The sequence below is a fragment of the Paenibacillus sp. ALE3 genome, assembly GCF_054113405.1.
In genome coordinates this window covers 985,450-1,008,646 of sequence record NZ_CM134214.1, presented here as the reverse complement: position 1 = coordinate 1,008,646, position 23,197 = coordinate 985,450, and the positions used below count along the sequence as shown (strand labels likewise).

At 46.3% G+C, this 23,197-nt stretch carries 20 protein-coding genes; 5 read left to right on the top strand and 15 right to left on the bottom strand.

Annotation, left to right across the window (positions count from 1 at the left end):
- Positions 1-20 precede the first annotated feature (20 nt).
- Positions 21-887, top strand: a complete 867-nt coding sequence (locus ACXHJ2_RS04640) for an AraC family transcriptional regulator (RefSeq protein ID WP_025676132.1) — start codon at positions 21-23, stop codon at positions 885-887.
- 207 nt (positions 888-1,094) lie between these two features.
- On the opposite strand, the gene mgrA is transcribed toward ACXHJ2_RS04640, so the two are convergent.
- The 4 genes from mgrA to ACXHJ2_RS04620 all read right to left on the bottom strand — a co-directional run bounded on the left by mgrA (position 1,095) and on the right by ACXHJ2_RS04620 (position 4,527).
- Positions 1,095-2,114, bottom strand: coding sequence for an L-glyceraldehyde 3-phosphate reductase (gene mgrA, locus ACXHJ2_RS04635; protein WP_025676133.1), 1,020 nt, complete (start codon positions 2,112-2,114; stop codon positions 1,095-1,097).
- An 84-nt stretch (positions 2,115-2,198) separates the two neighbouring features.
- Complete coding sequence (locus ACXHJ2_RS04630) at positions 2,199-2,939, bottom strand: NAD-dependent protein deacylase (protein ID WP_040103078.1); 741 nt, start codon at positions 2,937-2,939, stop codon at positions 2,199-2,201.
- A complete protein-coding gene (locus tag ACXHJ2_RS04625; protein WP_165083083.1) occupies positions 2,936-3,706 on the bottom strand; it encodes an HAD family hydrolase in 771 nt (256 codons plus the stop codon). Before ACXHJ2_RS04625 ends, ACXHJ2_RS04630 begins: the two co-directional genes overlap by 4 nt.
- Before the next feature lie 14 nt (positions 3,707-3,720).
- Positions 3,721-4,527 carry an alpha/beta fold hydrolase gene (locus tag ACXHJ2_RS04620; protein WP_013372593.1) on the bottom strand — a complete coding sequence of 269 codons (807 nt, stop codon included), beginning with the start codon at positions 4,525-4,527 and terminating at the stop codon, positions 3,721-3,723.
- Between the two features lie 314 nt (positions 4,528-4,841).
- Here ACXHJ2_RS04620 and ACXHJ2_RS04615 point away from each other — a divergent pair, with 314 nt between their 5' ends.
- From ACXHJ2_RS04615 to ilvD, 3 genes are all read left to right on the top strand, one after another.
- Complete coding sequence (locus ACXHJ2_RS04615; RefSeq protein WP_165083081.1) at positions 4,842-5,876, top strand: acyltransferase family protein; 1,035 nt, start codon at positions 4,842-4,844, stop codon at positions 5,874-5,876.
- 174 nt (positions 5,877-6,050) lie between these two features.
- Complete coding sequence (locus ACXHJ2_RS04610) at positions 6,051-6,299, top strand: KGG domain-containing protein (RefSeq protein WP_013372595.1); 249 nt, start codon at positions 6,051-6,053, stop codon at positions 6,297-6,299.
- A 340-nt stretch (positions 6,300-6,639) separates the two neighbouring features.
- A complete protein-coding gene (gene ilvD, locus ACXHJ2_RS04605; RefSeq protein ID WP_016324645.1) occupies positions 6,640-8,328 on the top strand; it encodes a dihydroxy-acid dehydratase in 1,689 nt (562 codons plus the stop codon).
- An 84-nt stretch (positions 8,329-8,412) separates the two neighbouring features.
- Here ilvD and ACXHJ2_RS04600 read toward each other — a convergent pair whose 3' ends face one another.
- Positions 8,413-9,861, bottom strand: a complete 1,449-nt coding sequence (locus tag ACXHJ2_RS04600) for a polysaccharide deacetylase family protein (protein WP_165083079.1) — start codon at positions 9,859-9,861, stop codon at positions 8,413-8,415.
- Positions 9,862-10,039: 178 nt separating this feature from the next.
- Here ACXHJ2_RS04600 and ACXHJ2_RS04595 point away from each other — a divergent pair, with 178 nt between their 5' ends.
- Positions 10,040-11,194, top strand: coding sequence for an AI-2E family transporter (locus ACXHJ2_RS04595; RefSeq protein ID WP_058830109.1), 1,155 nt, complete (start codon positions 10,040-10,042; stop codon positions 11,192-11,194).
- Here ACXHJ2_RS04595 and ACXHJ2_RS04590 read toward each other — a convergent pair.
- From ACXHJ2_RS04590 to alaS, 10 genes are all read right to left on the bottom strand, one after another.
- Positions 11,182-12,957, bottom strand: a complete 1,776-nt coding sequence (locus ACXHJ2_RS04590) for a peptidoglycan D,D-transpeptidase FtsI family protein (RefSeq protein WP_238791099.1) — start codon at positions 12,955-12,957, stop codon at positions 11,182-11,184. The two genes, ACXHJ2_RS04595 and ACXHJ2_RS04590, sit on opposite strands and share 13 nt — an antisense overlap.
- A 240-nt stretch (positions 12,958-13,197) precedes the next feature.
- Positions 13,198-15,447, bottom strand: a complete 2,250-nt coding sequence (locus ACXHJ2_RS04585; protein ID WP_058830111.1) for a methyl-accepting chemotaxis protein — start codon at positions 15,445-15,447, stop codon at positions 13,198-13,200.
- 224 nt (positions 15,448-15,671) lie between these two features.
- The gene (locus tag ACXHJ2_RS04580; RefSeq protein WP_013372602.1) at positions 15,672-17,003 is read right to left on the bottom strand and encodes a peptidase U32 family protein; all 1,332 of its coding nucleotides are present in this window, start codon (positions 17,001-17,003) and stop codon (positions 15,672-15,674) included.
- A gap of 32 nt (positions 17,004-17,035) precedes the next feature.
- Positions 17,036-17,965 carry a peptidase U32 family protein gene (locus ACXHJ2_RS04575; RefSeq protein ID WP_058830112.1) on the bottom strand — a complete coding sequence of 310 codons (930 nt, stop codon included), beginning with the start codon at positions 17,963-17,965 and terminating at the stop codon, positions 17,036-17,038.
- A gap of 11 nt (positions 17,966-17,976) precedes the next feature.
- Positions 17,977-19,005 carry an endolytic transglycosylase MltG gene (gene mltG / locus ACXHJ2_RS04570; RefSeq protein ID WP_013372604.1) on the bottom strand — a complete coding sequence of 343 codons (1,029 nt, stop codon included), beginning with the start codon at positions 19,003-19,005 and terminating at the stop codon, positions 17,977-17,979.
- A 94-nt stretch (positions 19,006-19,099) separates the two neighbouring features.
- On the bottom strand, positions 19,100-19,405 hold the full coding sequence (locus ACXHJ2_RS04565) for a DUF1292 domain-containing protein (RefSeq protein WP_013372605.1): 306 nt from the start codon (positions 19,403-19,405) through the stop codon (positions 19,100-19,102).
- On the bottom strand, positions 19,402-19,704 hold the full coding sequence (locus tag ACXHJ2_RS04560) for a DUF1292 domain-containing protein (protein WP_013372606.1): 303 nt from the start codon (positions 19,702-19,704) through the stop codon (positions 19,402-19,404). Before ACXHJ2_RS04560 ends, ACXHJ2_RS04565 begins: the two co-directional genes overlap by 4 nt.
- Positions 19,705-19,717: 13 nt before the next feature.
- On the bottom strand, positions 19,718-20,134 hold the full coding sequence (gene ruvX, locus ACXHJ2_RS04555) for a Holliday junction resolvase RuvX (RefSeq protein WP_016819084.1): 417 nt from the start codon (positions 20,132-20,134) through the stop codon (positions 19,718-19,720).
- 9 nt (positions 20,135-20,143) lie between these two features.
- Positions 20,144-20,404, bottom strand: coding sequence for an IreB family regulatory phosphoprotein (locus ACXHJ2_RS04550; protein ID WP_007431624.1), 261 nt, complete (start codon positions 20,402-20,404; stop codon positions 20,144-20,146).
- A gap of 136 nt (positions 20,405-20,540) precedes the next feature.
- Positions 20,541-23,174, bottom strand: coding sequence for an alanine--tRNA ligase (gene alaS / locus ACXHJ2_RS04545; protein WP_058830113.1), 2,634 nt, complete (start codon positions 23,172-23,174; stop codon positions 20,541-20,543).
- Between the last annotated feature and the right edge of the window lie 23 nt (positions 23,175-23,197).

Below are 23,197 nucleotides of genomic sequence, written 5' to 3'. Positions count from 1 at the left end.
GCAGGAAGGATGACTCTATTTTGCAAGCGCATTCATATAGTTATGCTGTCGCCTCTAATCCGGTGTTTTATGAAAATAGCCCGCTGCATGTGCTTTTTGCAGGAGAGAGCCAGACCAAATCCGGTCATGCTGTGGGGCCGAAAATCTATGATTACTATCTGCTCCACTTTGTAGAGTCGGGCAAAGGCATCTTTCGAACAGAACAGCACACATATCAGCTTAAAAAAAACGATTTTTTCCTTATTCATCCCGGTCAGCTGGTGAGCTATACCTCTGATGAAGAGGAACCGTGGCGCTATCGTTGGTCTGCCTTTACCGGACACCATACGGAGCAGGTGGTGCAAGAGGCAGGACTGCGTGTTCATCAGCCTGTTTTCCATGCTGCTGATCAAAGTCCCATTCCCGGTTATCTGGAGCAAATGCAATTGGCCTTTTACAGCAGAAAATCTAGTTCTCATCTTTCAGCCTTGGGCTATTTGTACCTGATTATGGGAGAAGCAAGCAATTACCTGAGTGACTGGACTGATCCATCTGGGGCGGATTCGCAAATTCGACGGACAGTCAAGCAGATGGTTCAATACATGTCCACTCAGTACGCACACCCCGTTTCCATTGAGCAAATGTCTGAAGGACTTGGTTATAACCGTGCATACTTATCACGGATATTCAAAAAGGAAACGGGCATCTCCCCCGTCACCTATCTGCTTAAGCTACGGATCGACAAATCACGTCAACTGCTGCGCGAACGTCCTGAGCTGTCGGTTGAGCAAGTGGCTGCATCTGTAGGATTAACCGATGCTCTATATTTCTCACGTCAATTCAAACGCTTCTGTGGGCAGTCTCCAACCGAGTACCGAAGCAAGGTTAAGCAGTATCCACAGTCGTAAAGTAAGCTTTAAGAGGCTTTACGAAGCTGCTGCTTCCAACAGACGGTTGATCTTCTTTTGCAGGGGATGCTGGACAGGGCATTGGTTTTCCCCTGCTCCCAGCCATAACGCAAACAGCCCACATCCTTCAAACGGATGCGGGCTGTTAAGTATATATTTATAAGAGCATGTGAAATTAGGCCGATAACTCTGGAATATCTTTTGTCATTAGGCTGTGCCGCCGTCTTGTCCGTTCCCGGCATTTAGAATCGAATCAATCCGATCCAACTCCTCCTGTGAAAACTCCAGATTGGATAAAGCTTCAACATTTTCTTCGATTTGGCTTACACGGCTAGCCCCAATCAGGACAGAGGTCAGACGTTCACCGCGTAGAGCCCATGCCAGTGAGAATTGAGCCAAACTTTGTCCACGTGCAGCAGCCATCTGATTCAAGGCGCGCACCTTGCGCAGAGTTTCGGGCGTCACATGGTTCTCATTCAGGAATACCGATGTGCTTGCCGCGCGTGAATCCTCGGGAATTCCGTTCAAATATTTATTGGTTAGCAGTCCCTGAGCCAGTGGACAAAAGGCAATGCTACCTATCCCGTTTTCGTCCAGTACATCTTGTAATCCATTTTCAATCCAGCGGTCAAGCAGAGAGTATCTCGGCTGATGGATTAACATCGGTGTTCCAAGCTCCTTCAAAATGCGAGCTGCTTCTGCCGTTTGCTCTGCACTATAATTAGACACGCCCACATATAGCGCTTTGCCGGAACGTACGATATGATCCAGTGCTCCCATCGTTTCTTCCAGCGGCGTATTCGGATCGAAGCGGTGAGAGTAGAATATATCGACATAGTCCAGTCCCAATCGCTTCAGACTCTGATCCAGACTGGATATCATATACTTACGAGATCCCCAGTCACCATAAGGACCTGCCCACATATGGTAGCCTGCTTTGGTTGAGATGACCAATTCATCCCGGTACGGTTTCATATCACTGGCTAACACTTGTCCGAAAAATTCCTCAGCTGAACCTGCAGGAGGACCATAGTTATTAGCTAAATCAAAATGCGTAATGCCCAGATCAAAGGAGCGAGTAATCATGCTGCGACCATTCTCCGCGTTGTTAATCCCGCCAAAATTGTGCCACAAGCCTAGCGAAATAGCGGGCAGTTTAAGACCCGATCTCCCTGTACGGTTATATTTCATACTTTCATAACGATCTTCGCCAGCTAAATAAACCATGCTATCACAGCCTCTCTCGAAACATTGTTATGTCCATTACACCATCATCATAGCGCTTTTATCCGGGCGTTGACAAGAAAACGATTACAAGCCCAATTGATGAGCAAGTTTTTCCATAACTTTACCGATCGGTTCAGTGATCAAAAGATCCGCCTTGTGATCATACGAGGTGGGGTCTGTATTCAGCAGCACTGTATGTTTACCATGAAAATAAGTAATCAAGCCCGCCGCAGGATGAACTGTCAGTGACGTTCCTCCAATTAACAGCAGATCTGCTTGAGAAATGGCCTGAATGGATTGAATAAGGGTATCCTGATTCAACTCTTCCTCATATAAAACGACATCCGGTTTGATAATCCCTCCATCTACCGGACATTTAGGTACAACCTCGGAACTGTTCATCACTTCATTTAGCCCGTAAAAGCGGCCGCATTCCATACAGTAGTTGCGATGTACCGAGCCGTGAAGCTCCAGTACATTTCTACTGCCTGCAGCCTGATGTAATCCGTCAATGTTTTGCGTCACAACCGCTTTAAGACGGCCTTGCTTTTCCAAAGACGCGAGAAAATGATGACAGCCGTTCGGCTTCGCATCGGGATGCAGCATTTTGCTGCGATAGAAATCGAAGAATACTTCAGGATGCTTCACAAAAAAAGAGCGGCTAAGCATAACCTCAGGAGAGTAGGGCAATTTTTCCTCACTCTGATACAAGCCTGCTGCCGAACGAAAATCTGGAATACCACTTTCCGTTGATGTCCCTGCTCCGCCGAAAAAAACAATATTCTGTGATTGCTGTATCCATTCCGCCAATGTATTAACTTTCATGCTCTACGCACCTCCAGCTCTTCATATCCACGAACCACCTTATCCGCATCCAGCAAATGACTGGAACGTTCCGATGCCGGCGCAAATCCAATGGCTAGCCGTACTCCAGCACGCTTGCCCATCTGCATATCCCCATTACTGTCTCCGATCACTACCACGTCCGCCGGCGACAGTCCTAGTAACGCGCAAGCTGTTTCAGCCATTTCCGGATCAGGCTTGCCGTATGTAACCCTATCATGTCCAATGATCTCGTCAAAATAGGATGTCAGCCCCATCCACTCCAAATGCTCTTGTGCAGCCTCTGTACTGTCAGAGGTCACAACCGCCAGCTTTATTCCGGCATGGCGACTTTTCTCCAATAAAGTCCGTAACCCTGGAAACACCTTCGCTGCCCGATGTCGGCGGACGTCAGCCATCGCTGTTTTATTAAATTCGCGGACAAGCCGCACAGCTTCATTCCACGGGACACCGGCAGTATAAAGCTGCCAAGCCAGTACACCCGTACTTTCGTCCACCGTTCCCATTGCCAGCGGGCCAGAAGGATCGTAACCGATCACATGTCCCTCCCGATCGTGAACAGTACCTAGAACGTTGCCTTTTTCCATTGTAAAACCGGCTCCCGCCACGACAAGATGCTGCTCCATCATATCCAGTATAGAACGAGCCCAGGGGCCCCACAACTGAATAAAATCCAGCAGCGTGCCATCTTTATCGAATAAGATGCCACGGCATGGGTATCGCTTCCCCTGCACGATCAGCTCAGACATGCATTACACCTCCTTTACGGGTTCTTAGAAGCTGAATCCACACTCTCTTTCATCCAATCCTGTAAAGCCGTTACCGTCTGGTTCCATTGCTCAACGGCGCTAATTTTCGCAGGATTATCCCCTTTCTGGGCACCGTAACTGCCAAATTGGGCATGGTTCCCCCCTTCGACTGTAAAATACAGCGTGTTGGCAGGTAAATAAGTTCTCCCACTTTGGACATTTTTCATCTGGATGACACCATCATCACTTCCTAACAGAGAAATAACTGGCAGATTTTTATCCTTTAAATTACCCTTGTTATCCGGGTAGGAAGCAAGGAAAAATACACCTTTGATCTGATCAGAATGTGCAGCTGCATATCGGGCCGCCATCACACCACCTAACGAATGACCGCCAATAACAAAGGCTTCCTCCGGATACGCCTTCAGCACTTCATTCGCCAAATCCGGTGAGATCAATGCAAGGTTCAGTGGCATTTTTCCAATAATCACATGATGTCCCTTTTCTGCCAAACGGCGTGCCAAGGGCGCATAACTTTCGGGTTTAACCAACGCCCCTGGGTACAAAATGACTCCTGATCCACTTCTTTTGGCAGGCTCAAAACTTAACCAATGCTCTTGCTCATTTACTTTCACAGTATCCGCTATTTCGGCTAATGCAGCAGCAGCCGTCTCGTCAGGCTGATAAGGCGTAAATACCTTCCATGCTCCCCAACCCGCGATTAGCACGATGACAATTAGGATGCCTAAAAGAATTTTCCATATTTTCCGAGAACCGCGTGTCCCATAAGAATTGTATGATCTTCTTGTTCTTCTTCTCATTATAAAAGTTCCTTTCGTCTTTCGTACCTCGTAATTCTTAGCTTGAATATAAAAGGTTTCGCTGTATTCGATAGCATAGCTATAACCCTGTTAGGGTAACATCGTTGCACATACAGGGTCAAATGAGCACACGTTTCCAGACATGAGCCCATCTTTATTCCGTGTTCAAGCTTTCGCCACATAAAAAGGACATGATAGCGCTTACTGTTGTGAATAAAATCACAATGTTGAGGTCCAGAGTATCGTACCTTGTTCCTTGTAAAGAATTATTTTTTAAATAGTTTAATCGGCAGAAGCCGTTCGGAGGGAAACACATGACGACAAGCCATGATGTACAAGGGGAAAGCTTCTTTCTCAATTTGCGATTTCTGTTGATTATATGCGTATTTGCAGGAAACGCCCTGGAGCCATTAGTCGGTTCACTTCATCTTGCCCAACAATGGTTCAGCTGGATATTCATGTTTCATATGCCGTTGTTTGTACTCGTTACAGGCTACTTTGCCAAAACCACTTTGACAGGTCTCGCAGGACAAAAAGTTCTGCTTCAGATCGGTATGCAATATCTGATTTTCCAATCCCTTTATTCAGTCTTGGATGTCGTAATCTTTCACGTTCCCCATATCCATCATTCTTTTTTTGCTCCTTATCTGCTGCTTTGGTTCCTTGCCAGCCACATCTGCTGGAGACTGTTAATGCTGTCTTTTCAGAAAATACCACCAGTCTTCCAACTGGGTATATCCGTGCTACTGGGTATTCTTGTCGGATATCTCCCCGTAGACGGTATATGGCTAAGCGTATGCAGAACCTTTGTTTATTTGCCTTACTTTGTAGCAGGTTATCATTTGCATTATGCGGACGTTCGACGCTTCTTCACAACACCTGTCCGTATCATCGCCGGTATTGTATCTCTTTTACTTATGGTACTGGCGGGAACGTCGTATTTTGGCATCCCGGCAGGCTGGCTATATGGCAACATGACTTATGGTGAACTGGGCCATACCGAATGGTACGCAGGGATTTACCGTATCGGCATTTATGGAGTTCAATGGATAGCATCTATGGCGTTTCTAAGCTTTGTTCCAGCCGTCACAGGACGTATAACCGAGATGGGACGGCGTACATTATATGTCTTTTTGCTCCATGGCTTAATCGTCCGTTCCGTTGTTGCAAAAGGAGTCTACGAGTATATAGATACTCCTGTGGAAGTCATGTTGATTCTAGTGTCCGCCACAGGTCTGTGCTGTCTGTTGACCATGCCTTGGGTTCGAACTGCAACACGACCTCTGATTGAGCCACAAGTAGAGTGGATGTTGAAGCCAGCTCCTTATCTTTTTAGACGGTCTGCGTAATTTTTTATCCATTTATATTTCACAATCAGCACGCGACAACCCGCTTACAGACGAAAATGGAAGTGGGTCTCCCCCTCTTTACTTCACGCATAGTACCTGTTTCATACAGGCAAGTTGTGGTAAGTAAAAGATACGCGCAACAAAAAACAACTTTTTCATAAGGAGTGATTTGTCATGGCACGTAATCAAAATCAGGGTAAAATGAGTCGCGAAGAAGCAGGCCGTATGGGTGGAGAAGCTACTTCCAAGAAGCACAACAAGGAATTTTATCAGGAGATTGGAAAAAAAGGCGGACAAGCAACCGCAAACTCACATGATAAGGAATTTTATCAGGAAATCGGCAAAAAGGGCGGCGATGCTACAGCTGAGTCGCATGACAAAAATTTCTACAGAGACATCGGTCGTAAAGGTGGCAGAAATTAAAATATAGTTTCATATACCCCCTCCTTTAACATAAAAACAAGCCTGAGGCCCATCCGCTTTATTGCGGCATGGGCTTTTCCTATTTATCCGATAAGCTAACATATCAGAATATCAGAGTTTCGAAGCATCCAATCAAATCCTCGGAGATGCAATATATAGATAAATAAAACTGTTCATATCTATATATTGTTGCTTACAGAACACTTCTATACTTTTTCAAAATCCTCATATATGTAGAAAAATGCGCACAACTATGATAGACTCTTTAGAAAACATCTGCGCTATTACGGCGTTCATTGAACGCCATACTATTTTTATACTTTGGGGGGAAACCAGCATCATGACAGCTAAGACGAAAATGCGTTCCGATATGATTAAAAAAGGCTTTGACCGCGCTCCTCACCGCAGCTTGCTGCGCGCAGCGGGTGTCAAGGAAGAAGATTTTGACAAACCGTTTATTGCGGTATGCAACTCGTATATTGACATCGTACCGGGCCACGTCCATTTGCAGGAATTTGGCAAAATTGTCAAGCAGGCCATTCGTGAAGCAGGCGGTGTACCTTTCGAATTTAACACTATTGGTGTAGATGATGGCATTGCCATGGGACACATCGGTATGCGTTATTCTTTGCCAAGTCGCGAAATTATCGCAGATTCTCTGGAAACTGTCGTTTCCGCTCACTGGTTTGATGGCATGGTATGTATTCCTAACTGCGATAAAATTACCCCTGGTATGATGATGGGGGCATTGCGTGTTAACATTCCGACTATTTTCGTCAGCGGCGGTCCTATGAAAGCTGGTAAAGACAAGAACGGACGCTCTATTTCCCTGACTTCCGTCTTTGAAGGCGTAGGTGCATTCCAAGCGGGCAAAATCGATGATCAAAGCTTGCTTGAGCTAGAACAATACGGCTGTCCAACATGCGGTTCCTGTTCAGGAATGTTCACAGCGAATTCCATGAACTGTCTCGCAGAAGCGATGGGACTGGCTATGCCAGGTAACGGCACCATCCTCGCCGTAGCAGAAGAGCGCAAAGAATTCGTTAAACAATCTGCACGCCAATTGATGGAATTGATTAAGCTCGATCTGAAACCACGTGATATCGTGACTAAAGAAGCTATTGATAATGCATTTGCACTGGATATGGCAATGGGCGGTTCTACGAATACAGTATTGCATACATTGGCACTTGCCCATGAAGCTGAAGTTGACTACCCTATTGAACGCATCAATGAAGTCGCAAACCGTGTACCTCATTTGTCCAAATTGGCACCTGCCTCCGACTATCACATTGAGGATGTTCATAATGCAGGCGGCGTAAGCGCAGTACTGAATGAACTATTGAAGAAACCAGGCGCATTGCATGGTGACTGTATTACTGTAACCGGAAAAACCATTCGTGAAAATGTAGAGGGTCAGGAAATTCTGGACACTAACGTCATCCACAAATTGGACAACCCTTATTCCGAGCGCGGCGGTCTAGCTGTATTATTCGGCAATTTGGCACCACAAGGTTCCATTATTAAAGTCGGTGCGGTTGATCCTTCTGTTGGCGGTTATCACAAAGGTCCTGCCATCTGCTTTGATTCACAAGAAGATGCGCTGGCTGGCATTGCTAACGGTAAAATCGCCGAAGGACATGTTGTTGTTATTCGTTATGAAGGTCCTAAGGGCGGACCTGGTATGCCTGAAATGCTCGCTCCAACTTCACAAATCGTGGGCATGGGGCTTGGTGCCAAGGTTGGTCTGATTACAGACGGACGATTCTCAGGTGCTTCCCGTGGTATCTCCATCGGTCATATTTCCCCTGAAGCAGCAGAAGGCGGACCTATCGCTTTTGTTGAGGACGGCGATATCATTGAGCTGGACCTGAACAATCGTAAGATTGAGCTTCACATTACGGACGAAGAATTCGACCGTCGTCGTGCCAACTGGAAAGGCTTCGAGCCGAAAGTGAAGACAGGCTACCTGGCGCGTTATTCCAAGCTGGTGACGAACGCAAGTAACGGCGGAATTATGAAAATCTAAGTGCTTTGCCAAGATAGATTATTGTATGAACCACTAAAAAGCCTCTCGACTCCTACAAAGGATCGAGAGGCTTTTTTTATTAGGTCAACTGCTTGATCCTGTATCCGCTGTTTGTGAAGCCCTGATCGAAGTATGCATAGGCTCCCCTTCTTCGGTCATTTCACTGTTGAGTGTATGAACCACATCCCTTTGATCAGTTGGATCAAAAGCCTGGTCTGCCCGGTGCGAATCCCCCGGTTGAAAACGTTCAAACAAGGTATCAATGGGCATCACGATTAGTTTCGGTACCATGACCTCTTTTTTTTCACTCAATTGTTCTGAACCCGAAGGATGGATGACACGAAATAACAGCTTTAAATATACAGTAGCCACATACTTAAACAGTCCTTGGGGAAGCTCCTGAATTTGAAAGCCTAATTTTTCAGGCCCTCGATGAATCATACTTACTGCATAGATCGCCTTTACACCCTTCATACCAGAATCATGTACAACCCGTTGGGTAAGATCAGGCAGTTGTCTTTTCACAACCCGAATCAATTGAATCGCTAGATGGACCAAGGACTTTGCCGTCGCTCCTAATTGAAACAACATTTTATTGTCAAAATGAAGCTCAATTATGGGGTCCCCCTTTTCCAGCCACCTACCGTTCTCCATGTTTATATTTGGTCCATGATAGATACGGCGACGATAATAAAAGATCGTATTATCCTTGCTGACAGGACGAAGACGGAACAAGGCATGAAAAAGTCGCTCGTATTGTAGCCATCCGAATACCATCGTTCTTTTAATCCAATCTGTACTGGACAAGCTAGAAACAGTGGATTGATTGCCAGACTGACGGCAAAACAATGTATCCACGCGGACGCTGCGTAATTGCTGTTTCTGGGCGACCCTCAATAGCTTCTCTAGTGCAATGAGCATATTTTGTGGCGCTTCTGCGTCAGCTCCCAATGTCGTACCACAGTCATGGAGCAGCATCACCTCGCCACCCCTCAGCTTTTTGAGCATTCTTTCCGCTAGTTGTTTCGCTCCAATGCTGGCCTTCCAGTCACCAAACATGGAGGACCATAATACGATTCGACGACCATTGTTTTTGGAAATATCAAAAAAGTTCACAATCCCCCAAGGTGGACGATAAAAGGTCGTTCCTTCGCCAGTTACTCGACGAATGACTGACTCTGTCTGGGTAATTTGTCTTCTAACCGTAACAGGCCGCATGAGCCAATTCGATTTGTGCACATAATTGTGGATACCAATCAGATGACCTTCATCATGTATGCGCTTCAGAAGCTCAGGGTGTTTTTCGGCATTCATACCTACAACAAAAAAAGTAGCCTTGGCATCAAAACGCTTGAGTAAATCGAGCAACTGTGGTGTATAGACTGGATCAGGACCATCATCAAAGGTTAGCGCATATTCTTGGTCACTTTTGCCACGCCTAAACACCCGGAAACCAAATATACGACTAACCAGCGCCGGAATAAAAGCATAAAAAGTTGAAATGTAAAACATCCATAACAGCAAAGTCTGCACGTTTTATCCCCACTTTTCTATTCTGAACTTCCAAGCAGGCCTCCTGAGTAAAACTCACTTACTTATATGTTATCACAATGACGTAAGCATGCCGAGATTTCGCCCTTGCTTATGGTCAGCATTGAGATTCAATTTAGTGTACAATAAATAAAAATCTTAAAGGAGTCGTTGTATACATATGCTTCCATTGTACAAAAAATATTGGCGTACTGTTTTTGATATCGGTCTGATCGTATTAACCGTGTATTTAATTATGTTCGTATCCAGCAAGCTGTATCAGCTAGCAGCACCTGTGTTCCTTTCATTCGTTGTGTTTTGGTGCATTGAACCTGCTGCCCGTTATTTTCATCGCAAAGGCATGAAAAAACCCTTTGCCTCCGCACTCTCCGTATTGCTGTTTATCATCTTATTACTGGCTATTTTTTTCGGATTGGGCCTGATCCTGGTTACTCAATTTACAAAAGTCGCGCAAAACCTCCCACATTATACCCAGATTATCCAAACGGAATTCACGCGGATTCTTCATCTATCTCAAGATAAAATTGCTGCCTTGCCTCCGGGTGTTACCGAACGTGTAAATGATTATTTTGCGACTGCTACCACCATTGCTACGAAATGGGCACAGCTGGGATTATCCTTTTTCATTCAATTTCTCAGCTCTTTTACCGTTTTTATGGGCAACTTTGCGGTTGCCATCATTTTAGCCTTCTTTTTGAGTATGGAAATTAATCTCTGGAAAGAAATTGCCCGCAGTAAAACACCGAAGACACTAAAAACAGCATATCTTTTTCTAAAAAATCATGTACTTAAAGCCATTTCTGCCTTTCTCAAGGCTCAAGCTCTACTGGTAGGAATTACCTTCGTGCTTGTGTTTATAGGTTTACTCATTTTACAAGTGGATAATGCCCTATCGTTGGCGCTCGTAGCAGCTTTGTTTGATATTCTGCCATTGTTGGGTGTGCCTGTTATCTTTATTCCATGGGCAGTGTATTTGTTCATCACGGGCAATACCGGCTTGGCTGTAGGCTTACTTATTGTCATGGCTGTCACCGTGATTGTGCGCCAGTTGGCAGAGCCCAAAATTACTGGTAATTCTATCGGCGTTTCATCTGCCTATCTAATGCTTTCCTTTGCCATTATATCGTTATCCATCTTCGGATTGGCTGGATTAATCCTATCCCCCATTCTGATCATTTTGCTCAAGGAATTGTGGCAGCAAGGTTATTTGCAGCAATGGATTCGGTTTCCGACTGAGGAGTTTGACGAGCCTCCGTTTATCGTCAAAATTCAGGAGGAAGAGCGTGAAGCTACTCGCGGAACTCAGGAGGATTGAGCTAGCAGATCCATGACTTGACCGAACAGTACTGTGGCCTGATTTGCAGCATGCGCTGAAGCATTTTGCACTAGGACGGCAACCGCATAACGTGGCCGCTCTATCGGACCGTAACCAATAAACCACTGGTGATTTATTGGGTGACCGTTTTTTAAAGCTTGGGCCGTACCCGATTTACCGGCCAGCTTCCAGGCTTTATTGCGCAAGGAGGCACCTGTACCGTGTGCCACAACCTGTTCCATTGCTTCACGCAGCGTATGAGCCGTGGATGTGCGAATCGAGCGGCTGCCTTGGGGTAAAGGAGCAGCGTGAGCAGGTAGCTCCAGCAAGGTGCTTCCGTCTGCGTAGCTGATGCGTTTTACGATACGCGGTGCATGTACTTGACCATCGTGCAGCAAGGTGACGATGAGGTTGGCTGCTTGGAGAGGCGTCACCAGCACATCACGCTGGCCGATAGCTGTCTGCACACGTACGCCTGGATCAGATGCATTCGTATGGGAGCCGAATACGGCTCCCTTTTCTTCGTGATCCAGCGGTCTGAATTGAGGTAGACCTGCAAGATTCCGTTCCTGCCAGCCCACGGTTCGACTCAATCCCAGTGCAGAGGCTGCGGCCTGAATTTGCTCAGCGTTAAGCCGTTCGCCGAGATGAGCGAACACACTATTACAGGATACGGCAAGCCCTTCCTCCAGGTTCAGGGTTCCGTGTCCTTTTTCTTTCCAGCAAGACAATCCGTACTTGCCATAGGCTCCATGACAATGAAATTGCTCCTGCGGTTGAACCACACCTGATTCAAGTGCAGCCGCAGCCGTAACCAACTTAAAAATAGAACCAGGCGTTACCGCTTTGAGGGCACGATTAGACCAGTCTGTTTTTTGCTGCGGATCAATATGAATGGGATTATAAAAAGGCCGAGACACCATCGCCATAACATCCGCGTTGCCTGCGTCAAGCACAACCACTGCACCTTCTGCCAAATGATTAGATTCTGTCAGCTTCTCAATCTGTTCCTGCAACGGGAGATCAATTGTAGTCTGCACCTGTAATGGATAGTGACTATTGGATGGAGCACTGACACGAAGCGGGACATGAGTCAATGGACGACGTTGCGCATCTACAGACCGAGAGACGAACGTCTCACCAACGCCGCTTAGCAGTGGCTCGAGCGTTCTTTCCAGGCCAGCTGCCCCCATCGGCAGTTCACTTGCTCGTTCACCACGTTCATACAGAAAACCAAGCCATTGTCTGCCATTGGACATATCCCTATAACGCTGCGCATACGGTACAAGCTCTATGAGCGAAGGGGCTAACTTCAACAGTCTGCCCGCTTCATTCGGATGGATTTGTACAGGCTCTCCGCGTCCATCCCGCCATATGAGTGGAGATTGCAGTTCCCTCCATCGCGTCAACAGTTGCCCTTTACTCGTATGCAGTAGCTTGGCCAGTTCTTGTCCATGCAAAGCAGCTTGGCCATCTACATCGGGAAAAAGCACTGGCGTCCATACGACTCCTCCAGTCAAGGGCTGCCCGTGTCGGTCTGTAAACTGTCCCCGCCCAGTATCAATAGCGATTCCTTCCTGTCGCTGACGTACTGACATTTCTTTAAGCGAATGCCCCCCATAAAGTGACAAATGAATACCCGCTGTCCCCTGAATCCAAGCCAGTCGGAAACATAAAATCAGTAGTAATACCATGATCCCCAGGGCTATATATGCAATTCGACGTTGACGATTGAAACTGTTATGACGCCTAGACACATTCATCCTCCTTTCATCATTTTTCCAATAGTATGTCCGGTGATGGAAAAAGAAAACCCACTCAACATGGATGTCGAATGGGTTACCGAATTTATGGGATATCTAGTGAGGAATATGGGCTCCAACCTAAAATTTCATCTAACGAATAATAGACCGTTATAAAAATAGTAATGGCTAGAACCGCCCAAGCCAACTTTGTGTTTGTATTCATAATTTGCGCTCCTGATACCCCTGATTTCAGAACACCTACACTGTAAACCTCGAAAGCTGTTCTTTCAAATTCACCGATACTCCTTCCAGCTTATCAGACAAGCCTACCAGCTGATTACCGATATTGGCCTGCTCATTACTGAGAGAAGCGACTTCCTGCGAAGTAGCCGAGGATTGCTCGGCTACCGCACTTACATTGGTCATTGCCTCGGACAAAGTAGTCTGCGATTCACTCAGATGATGAATGGATGCGGTGACTGTTCCCAACCGAAGCGTGAACTCTCCCATTTGCTGCTGCACCGATTGGAAAATGTCCGTCGTTTCTTGTACAGCTCCCATCTGCTCCCGGAACAGCGGGTACACTTCAGATAACGCCTGTACCGTTTCATTCATCTCATTGACGATATTATTTGTAATACCTGTAGCCGTACGAATGGCTTGACGTGATTGCTCTGCCAACTGACGAACCTCATTGGCTACCACCATAAAACCACGCCCGGCTGTCCCAGCTCGTGCCGCTTCAATCGTCGCATTCAGTGATAGAATGTTCGTTTGTTTAGCAATATCCTGTAATACGTCCAGCACTTTAAAGACATCGGAAGTTGTCTGCTTCAGTTCATCTACTTTGCCTACCAAAGCATGCGTAGTTTCTTCCGTAACCTTAGTTTTGCTTAATAAATTTTTCAGCTGAACTGTCCCTTTTTCACTGGACTGTTCAACTTCTTGTGCGACCAGACTCATTTCATGATTAGAAGTCATAACCGTATCCATTTGCTGGGATATATTCCCGGTTAACCCGCTGCCACGTTCCGCCTCTGTTGCCAAACTAGTGGCACCATGAGCAATCTCTTCCGTTGCGGCTGCAATTTCTTTGGCTGAAACGGCTGTCTTCTTCGAGGCATCACTCAGTTCCGTCGCTGTATTCAGTACCTCCTGTGCTGATGCATTCGTCTGTTCTACCAGCAGTGTAATTTGTTCCATCATCGTATCAAAACTTTCAGACAACTGTCCAATCTCATCCTGTGCCTTATACTTCGTTCGGATTTGCAAGTTGCCTTTGGCGCCTTCAATCATTAAATCCTTCAGGTGTGTCAATGGACGAGCCACAAGACGTACCATCCACAGACCAATGAACAATGCAATGAGTGCCGCTACCGCAGCAAATATCCAGGTTGTGGTAAGTATTCCCCTGGCGTCTCTCACCAGTTCAGATACAGGCACTACACCCACGAGAATCCATTTGGAAGTTCCCAGTGTATTATGAACCGCAAGCACACTTTGCTCTTTTCCGTCTGCTACCTGCTCCATAATTTGGTTCCCTTCGATCCCTTCAAGCTTGGAAACGTAATCCAGCTTTGTCTTTCCTCCTGCCAAACTCTCATTGTTAGAGCCTACAAACTCACCCTTATCTGTCACAAGGCTAATCATACTGCCTGAGCCCAAATTAACACCTTTCAACTCGTCCTCCACCGCACTGGCTTTTAAATCCATAACCAGAACATAAGTCCCTCCCAACCCGGACATGCTGTTCATGGAGCGTGCCAGACGAAAGGTCTTGCTGCCATTGTCATTCACCTGCGTAGGTAGCCAAACCATTCCCTTGTTTTTCAAAATATCCTTGAACCATGCTTCCTGCCGTACATCCTTTTGTGTTCCGGTACCCATTGCAGCTAAACTGGTTTCTTCCGGGTACAGGTACAATGAATCAATCGCTTTATTTGTAAAAGCAATATTCGTTAATTTCTTGTTTACTTCGCCCATAGCAACAAAAGATGCAAAGGGATTTTTATCTTGCTTTACAGCCTTTTGCAACTGATCACTTAATTCAGTATCGAAAAATACCTGTGTCGATGTGTCTTGAAAGCGCTCTAAAATAATATCAAGCTTTTCCGAAGTTTGCTGAACTGTTTGCTGATACGCTGTAGCTGCATTTTGTTCAATCGTACTTTTAGCTTTGTAGTACGAGAGCATCCCCAGGCTGACCACGAATAACATAATGGCTGCAAAAAAGATCAGAAACAACTTCATTCCAACCGAACGGATCGGATTATAGTTTTTGACCAAATGCATAAAATCCTTACTGTATCTTTCAGGCTTAAGTAAACGCTTTAAATTGTATGTGCATTTACGTAAGGCCTTAGCTACCCAGGGAGTATCTTTCGAAAACATCACAACCGTCTCCTCCCCTTTATCCGTTGTTACTTTACTTCCTTTCAAGCCTTTCATTGGATCCGTTTTCTTAGGTTGCCTTTTTGCTACATTTCTCTCTTTTTTCCGAAAACCCATTCCTCTCACCTACCACTATATAATTAGTTTCTTGTTCCACGTCATCCTTTATGTATCTATTATCTATATAATCTCTATCGGAACTATTCGACAAGGAATGTAGCTTTCCTTTGAGTACCAACTAAATTTTGTGAAACTTTTTTCCTAGAAAACTATTCAAAAAAAAGCCTCTCCAACCGATAGGAGAGGCTTTTGAATCTTTTCACCTGTGACTTAAGGCTTATTTACTTCTTTTTACGCATCATATCAAAATACGATACAGGCTGATCTACCTTCATTTTGATTCGTTGAAGCGGATGACGTGCAGCATCTAATTCGTTGCCTTCCTCATCCCAGATCGTTCCGACCGTTTGTTTGAAAAACGTTCCGTTCGGCCCGAAAAATTCAATTTCATGCCCTGGTTTAAAATGGTTACGTTGTTGAATCGTTGCGATGCCACTTGCGGCATCGTAATCCATGACCAGTCCGGCAAAATCATAAGGGACTGCTTTTTCTTCCGGCTCATAAATATGATCCTCATGATCCGGTGTATCATAGAAGAATCCTGTATTTAACGGACGATTGGCTGCCTTGTTAATTTCTTCAATCCATTCTGGTTTGAGTACATAATTTTCCGGATCAGCCATATAGGAATCAATCGCTTGACGGTAGACATTCACGACCGTAGCCACATAGTGGATGGACTTCATACGTCCCTCCACTTTAAAGCTGTCTACACCCACATCAATCAGATCAGGAATATTTTCAATCATACACAGATCCTTGGAACCCATAGAAAAAGCATTATCGCTCTCTTCAAACAATGGAAGCTGGTTAACGCCAAGCTGGAACTGTTTTAGTACATTGTTGTCCTGTGCCTCTTCCTCAGATATCCAAACCTCACCTGGACGGGCATCCTCAAACAAATCATATTTCCAGCGGCAAGACTGACAACATCCTCCACGATTAGAATCGCGGTCTGTAAAGTGATTAGATAACACGCAGCGCCCGGAAAATGAAGAGCACATCGCACCATGGACAAAAGCTTCGATTTCGATATCCACATGCTTTTTAATTTCTTCGATTTCCTCCAAGCTGGTTTCACGTCCAAGTACCACGCGCGGCAGCCCCTCGTCTTTCCAGAACTTTACCGCTTGCCAATTCAGCGTGGACTGCTGTGTGCTCAAATGCACTTCCAATCCAGGAACTGCTCGCAATGCCACGGATACAATGGCCGGATCAGCGACGATAACGGCATGAATTCCTACTTCATACAGATTGCGCAAGTATTCCTCAATTCCAGCAATATCTTCATTGTGAGCATAGATATTAGTCGCTACAAGCACCTTAGCACCGTACTTGTTGGCGAATTCTACACCTTCACGCATTTCTTCAAAACTGAAATTATCGGCGTTAGAACGCAGACCGTATTTTTGTCCACCAATATATACAGCATCTGCACCATAGTGAACGGCAAACTTCAGCTTTTCTAGATTTCCGGCAGGAGCCAACAGCTCTGGCTTATCCAGACGATTCCGTTTACCTGTATATTTTCTCGTTTTGGTGATCGTTCCCATGACGTTCCCCCCTCTGTAAATTCATTTTGTAATTAATAAACCTGCTCTTTGTAGAAAAATCCGAAGGAGAGTTCCCGTTCAGGGTCTTGAAGACGGCGAACCTCATCCAGCCAGCTTTCATCATAAACATAAGCATCCGGGTCGGCTGTATAACTATCTATTGCTTTGCGATAAGCACGGACAACTGCCTCATTGTAAGCGGTGGGTTTCAACAAGCCCTCGATCTTAAAGCTGTGCACACCCGCCTCCATCAGAATATGCAGGTCCTCTATGATACAAAAATCATCCGAACTCATAATATGTGTCCCGTTGATATCTTCGTAAATGGGGAACTTCTCTTCCTTCCGCTCTGATTCAATCAGAAACAAGCCACGCCCTCTGCCGAGATCGCCTTCTACCGTGCGACCTTGGTGCAGCATATAGCTTTGAACAAGCTTACGCTTGGAGTGATAAATATTGGTCATTCCATGTACCTGAGCCTGTGCTTCTATATTCAACTTTGGAATCATTTCCGTAATTTCATCCATACTGAGCTCACGAGCCAAGATGACACGTGACGCCCCTTTTTCCCCCCAGTAGTTGGCGGTTGCGAAGTTGGTAGAAATCATCTCTCCGTTCCAGAAGAGTTTCAGATGAGGTGCATACTCCTTCACAGCCATAAGCACTGCTGGATCATTAAACTCAATGGCGTCTACGCCGCATCCAGCTAGTGTCTGCACATATTCGGGAAGAAGTGGCAATAGCTCATTCGTCATCAAATTCGTCATAGATATATATACCTGCGCCGCATGCTTCCGTGCCTCTTCCACAACCTCACGGATTTGGTCCGGTGTAAAATGTCCTGGCAGTCGCATGCCAAAGCGGTCATCTCCAATGAGCAATGCAGTAGCTCCAGCCTCCAGCATATGACGGGCATCCTCCGGAGAGCTGGCAGTTGCCAGCAGTTCGGGTTTGTAAGCCATAGGCTCACCTCCTAATTTGTCTTACGGTTACTTACCTGAATGTTATGCAAATGATCTTTATACGTTTTGGCAAACAAATGTTTATGTGTTCCATCTTTTTTGGTCACATAAAATAAATAATCTGTAGATTTCGGCTGTAGAGCCGCCACTACTGATTTCAGACTGGGACTTGCAATCGGTCCTGGTGGAAGTCCTTGGTGTATATACGTATTATAAGGACTTTCTACAGCCAAATCCTTGTAATACAGTCGTTCCTTTTGCTTGTCCAGCATATATTGAACTGTAGCATCAATTTCCAGCTTTTTATCCTGTTGAAGACGGTTATAAATAACGCCAGCTACGATAGGCCGCTCATCGTCTACAACCACCTCACGCTCTACCAGAGAGGCAACTGTCAGCAGCTGATGCAGTGTTTCACTGCGTTGCTGAAGCCCGGCATCCAGGTCAGAAATGGTATCCAGACGTTTTTGCGTCTGCTCCAGCATCGTCTGAATGATATCCTTGGTTGTGCTTCCCTTTTTCAGTTCATAAGTTTCCGGGAAAAGATAGCCTTCCAGCGCATAGCGAAGCCCCGCCTGCTTTGGTATGTCCCGTACCAGCGGGACGTCAAAAGCGGACGGATCGTTGGCTAGCTGCAAAAATTGCTGCCGGTCTGCCAGTCCTTCCTTTTGCAGCTTCTCAGCCATCTGTCTAATCGTAAAACCCTCCGGGATTGTAAAACGGATCATTTCCTCTTTGACTACGTCCCCAGCCGATAGCTTGGCAATCAGCTGATCAAAGGTTGCGCCAGGCTGCGCTTCATATTTTCCAGCCTGAAATGCGTTTCCTTGCTGTTTGAATTTTACATAAGCCTTAAACACGAGCGCATTACGTATAAGTCCCTTTTGCTCCAGCGTATCTGCAATAGCCGATGTTCCCGTACCCCTTACCACCGTAAAAGCAACGGGTTGTGTTTTCGGCTGAACAGGCTGCATGGCATTCCATATATAGAGGATTGCACCTCCTGCTATACAAACAAGCACGAGAAGCAACGTAAGCATCCTTGTCCTTCGCTTCACATCCACCCAACTCCTTCACAGCCAAAAAGGGCGGACTGGTCCGCCCTTTCAGGTTTGATCTGCTCGTTATCCAGACTTACAGCTCTTCCGGCAACGTACATTCGTCGTACAGCTCAGAAATATCTTCCCACTCATCATCATCTTCAATGGTGGTGATGGAGATTTCGCCGTCTGTGGATGAGCTTACATGATATAATTCATGTTCGCCAGCAGCAGCACCAGGTCTACGCAATACGGCGTACCGTTGCTCGCCTACCTTGAACTCTGCTTCCAACTCCATGCGTATTGCATGACCCTGTTCATCCTGCAACTCTACATCGCCGTCAAATGCTTCCTTCAAATCAGAGGTCCAGCTCAGGTCTTCACGTGAATAGCTCGTCATTTCCCGTCTTCCTCTTCTTCTTCCTCTACAAATGTATTAAAGGTCTCTTCGACGATTTCCCATTCGGCATCGTCTTGGATCACAAACAATTTAATATCATCGCCTTCTTCTTCGTAGCGGAAGGCGTACACATCGGACTCATCAGCTTCAGGGTCCACTGGCGCAACCATCATGTACTTTGCTTCGGAACCATCTACCTCAAACTTCATAATGACCTCGAACTCTTCCTCGTTGCCCTCGTCATCGGCAATATAAATAATTTCCGGCTCTTCTTCCATACCCAATTGATTTTCAGCCATTACGAAATCCCCCTCACCTTGTACTGTGTGCGTCCAAATAATTTTGCAAGATCAGGCTTGCGGCTAGTTTATCTACCACCTGCTTGCGTTTTTTGCGGCTGACGTCGGCCTCCAGAAGCGCACGCTCTGCCGAACGCGTCGTCAGCCGTTCATCCCAAAGGTGAACGGGTAAACCCAGTAACTCCTTGAGCCGGTTCGCAAACTCAATGCAAATCTCACCGCGTGGACCCACGGTTCCGTTCATATTTTTCGGCAAGCCTACAACAACCTCACCAATTTCATGTTCACGAACCAAATTTGCAATTTTACCGAACTCGCTGTCGTCACCGCGTCGTTCTATGACTTCCAATCCTTGGGCGGTCCAGCCGAAGGCATCACTTACGGCGACCCCAATTCGGCGATCCCCGTAATCCAATCCCATTACTTTCATGCCTGTCTCCTAACGATGCTTAGCGAGATAGAAACGAACCAGCTCTTCAATCAATTCATCGCGTTCTTTTTTACGCACCAGGCTTCTAGCATTATTATGCCGCGGCACATAAGCCGGATCACCGGATAGCAAATACCCGACGATTTGATTGATCGGATTGTATTCTTTTTCTACCAACGCATCATATACGGTCAACAAAATCTCCTGAGCAGAAGCTTCCTTCTCATCCGCCTTGACATTAAATTTGACCGTTTTGTCCATGGAATCCATTGTTGACACCTCGCTTCCACAAAACATGTGTACATGTTTATGCCAGCTTATTCTTTTATATCATACCATAAGCAAAGCCCTTCAAGGAAATGTCTAAGTCCGTTTTTTTCCAAAAATCCGCAAAAATTATCGAACTTTATCCTTGTGAGGCTGCTGACACCAATTCATGCGCACGTTGAAGTGCTTCGTCCAGCTTGCTGGCATCCTTACCCCCGGCTTGCGCCATGTCAGGCCGTCCGCCGCCACCGCCGCCGCATACGGCCGCTATTTCTTTCACGAGCTTACCTGCATGAAGTCCTGTCTTGGTATGCTCAGCTGGGACAACAACGACAAAATTAACTTTGTCGTCCATTGCAGCGCCTAGCGCCAGCACAGCTGCAGGGAGCTTACTTTTCAGCTCATCAGCAATCGCACGCAGCGCATCCATGCTGGAGGCCTGCACGCGTGCAGCCAACAACTGCACTCCGCCAGCTTGCACGACTTGATCAGTCAGCTGACCCGCCTCAATAGCGCTCAGCTTGCTTTGCAGTGATTCATTTTCACGACTGAGGTCTTTAATTTGTTGCTGCAAAGATTCGATGCGTTTTGGCACCTCGGACAGCTTGGATTTAACAAGCCCAGCCGACACCTTCAACAGCTCTAATTGACCTTCCATATACTCAAAACCAAAACGTCCGGTCACTGCTTCAATACGACGTACACCTGACCCGATGCCGCTCTCGCTGACAAGCTTGAACAAACCAATTTGCGAAGTATTGCTGACATGACATCCTCCGCACAGTTCGATGCTGTAATCGCCAACCTTAACGACCCGTACGATATCACCATATTTCTCACCAAACAGTGCCATCGCTCCAAGAGCTTTGGCTTCGTCAATCGGTTTCAGTTCAATCGTCACATTCAGTTGGCTCCAGATGGCACGGTTAACCCGCAGTTCAATATCCGCCAGCTCTTCTGGGGTAATGCTACCAAAATGGGAGAAGTCAAAACGCAGACGCCCAGGTTCTACCAAGGAACCCGCCTGATTGACATGGTCACCCAGCACTTCTTTAAGCGCCTTGTGAAGCAAATGCGTAGCTGTATGGTTTTTCTCAATTTCTCCACGTGAAGCTTGATCTACTTCAGCTTTTACCGTATCGCCTACGTTCAGCTCACCAGCCTCTACAACGACTTGATGCACATGCTGACCTTGCGGCGCCTTGAACAGCCCTTCAACCTTTGCGGTTACCGTTCCGCCACGCAGTAAACCATGGTCACTCACTTGCCCGCCGCTTTCGGCATAGAAAGGAGTCACATCCAGCACGACCTGACAGGACTGTCCTTCACTAACACTCTCCACCAGCATATCATCATATACAATTGCCACAATTTTGGACTCAGTTACGAGGTCATTATATCCAACAAAATCACTTTTAACCGCCAGATCAGACAAAGCTCCGCCCTGAATCTTCATGCTGGCATTATCTTGATGAGCATCGCGCGCACGTTGACGCTGTTCCTGCATCGCTTCATCAAAGCCTTCACGGTCTACTTTCAAGCCCTGCTCGTCCGCATAATCCTCTGTGAGGTCGAATGGGAACCCGTACGTATCATACAGCTTGAAAGCATCTGCTCCGCTAATGACGTTGCGGCCTTCGGCCTTTGCCTGAGCACTGATATCAGCCAAAATAGCTAATCCGTCAGTCAATGTTTCATGGAAACGCTCTTCTTCTGTTTTAATCACCTTGATGATGAAATCACGCTTGTCTACGACCTCAGGGTAGTATACGCCCATGATATCCCCAACGGTTTCCACCAGTTCAAACATAAATGGACGGTTCATGCCCAGCATTTTTCCATAACGAACAGCCCGGCGCAGCAAACGGCGAATGACGTAACCCCGTCCTTCATTGGAAGGAAGTACACCGTCACCAATCGCGAAAGCAACAGTACGAACATGGTCAGCAATGACCTTGAGAGCCACATCACTGTCCACATTCTCGTTATATTTAACGCCTGCCATCGCAGCCGTTTTCTGGATTAGTGGCTGGAAAATATCCGTATCAAAGTTGGAATCCACATTTTGTAAAATGGATGCAAAACGTTCCAAGCCAGCCCCTGTATCAATATTTTTATTAGGAAGCGGCGTGTAGCTACCATCTTTGTTATGGTTGAATTGCGAGAATACCAGGTTCCACACTTCCAGATAACGCTCATTTTCTCCGCCCGGATACATTTCAGGGTCCGTCATGTCGCTGCCGTAGGCTTCGCCACGATCATAAAAAATTTCCGTACAAGGTCCGCAAGGTCCTTCACCGATATCCCAGAAGTTATCTTCCAGTTTGATGATACGTTCAGCCGGAAGTCCAACTTTTTCGTTCCACAGCTTGTACGCTTCCTCATCCTCAGGATATACCGTTACAGCCAGACGCTCTGGATCAAAGCCGATCCATTTCGGGTCTGTCAGAAACTCCCATGCCCATGTGATGACTTCTTCCTTAAAATAGTCGCCAATGGAAAAGTTGCCGAGCATTTCGAAAAACGTGTGATGACGGCGGGTTTTACCGACATTTTCAATATCGTTCGTCCGAATACATTTTTGCGAATTAGCGATACGTGGATTTTCTGGTTTTACACGTCCGTCAAAATAAGGCTTAAGCGGCGCCATACCCGCATTAATCCACAGCAGGGAAGGATCTTTATGCGGAACAAGCGGTGCGCTTGGTTCAATCACATGTCCTTTGCTTTCAAAAAACTCCAGCCATTTGGAGCGGATTTCACTAGCTTTCATATAAGTAGCCTCCTAATTATGGT

Excerpts from the sequence above, each read along its gene's own strand:
- mgrA (WP_025676133.1), bottom strand. The coding sequence starts at position 2,114 with ATGGTTTATTTAGCTGGCGAAGATCGTTATGAAAGTATGAAATATAAC.
- ACXHJ2_RS04630 (WP_040103078.1), bottom strand. The coding sequence starts at position 2,939 with ATGAAAGTTAATACATTGGCGGAATGGATACAGCAATCACAGAATATT.
- ACXHJ2_RS04625 (WP_165083083.1), bottom strand. The coding sequence starts at position 3,706 with ATGTCTGAGCTGATCGTGCAGGGGAAGCGATACCCATGCCGTGGCATC.
- ACXHJ2_RS04620 (WP_013372593.1), bottom strand. The coding sequence starts at position 4,527 with ATGAGAAGAAGAACAAGAAGATCATACAATTCTTATGGGACACGCGGT.
- ACXHJ2_RS04615 (WP_165083081.1), top strand. The coding sequence starts at position 4,842 with ATGACGACAAGCCATGATGTACAAGGGGAAAGCTTCTTTCTCAATTTG.
- ACXHJ2_RS04610 (WP_013372595.1), top strand. The coding sequence starts at position 6,051 with ATGGCACGTAATCAAAATCAGGGTAAAATGAGTCGCGAAGAAGCAGGC.
- ilvD (WP_016324645.1), top strand. The coding sequence starts at position 6,640 with ATGACAGCTAAGACGAAAATGCGTTCCGATATGATTAAAAAAGGCTTT.
- ACXHJ2_RS04595 (WP_058830109.1), top strand. The coding sequence starts at position 10,040 with ATGCTTCCATTGTACAAAAAATATTGGCGTACTGTTTTTGATATCGGT.
- ACXHJ2_RS04590 (WP_238791099.1), bottom strand. The coding sequence starts at position 12,957 with ATGAATGTGTCTAGGCGTCATAACAGTTTCAATCGTCAACGTCGAATT.
- ACXHJ2_RS04585 (WP_058830111.1), bottom strand. The coding sequence starts at position 15,447 with ATGGGTTTTCGGAAAAAAGAGAGAAATGTAGCAAAAAGGCAACCTAAG.
- ACXHJ2_RS04580 (WP_013372602.1), bottom strand. The coding sequence starts at position 17,003 with ATGGGAACGATCACCAAAACGAGAAAATATACAGGTAAACGGAATCGT.
- ACXHJ2_RS04575 (WP_058830112.1), bottom strand. The coding sequence starts at position 17,965 with ATGGCTTACAAACCCGAACTGCTGGCAACTGCCAGCTCTCCGGAGGAT.
- mltG (WP_013372604.1), bottom strand. The coding sequence starts at position 19,005 with ATGCTTACGTTGCTTCTCGTGCTTGTTTGTATAGCAGGAGGTGCAATC.
- ACXHJ2_RS04565 (WP_013372605.1), bottom strand. The coding sequence starts at position 19,405 with ATGACGAGCTATTCACGTGAAGACCTGAGCTGGACCTCTGATTTGAAG.
- ACXHJ2_RS04560 (WP_013372606.1), bottom strand. The coding sequence starts at position 19,704 with ATGGCTGAAAATCAATTGGGTATGGAAGAAGAGCCGGAAATTATTTAT.
- ruvX (WP_016819084.1), bottom strand. The coding sequence starts at position 20,134 with ATGAAAGTAATGGGATTGGATTACGGGGATCGCCGAATTGGGGTCGCC.
- ACXHJ2_RS04550 (WP_007431624.1), bottom strand. The coding sequence starts at position 20,404 with ATGGATTCCATGGACAAAACGGTCAAATTTAATGTCAAGGCGGATGAG.
- alaS (WP_058830113.1), bottom strand. The coding sequence starts at position 23,174 with ATGAAAGCTAGTGAAATCCGCTCCAAATGGCTGGAGTTTTTTGAAAGC.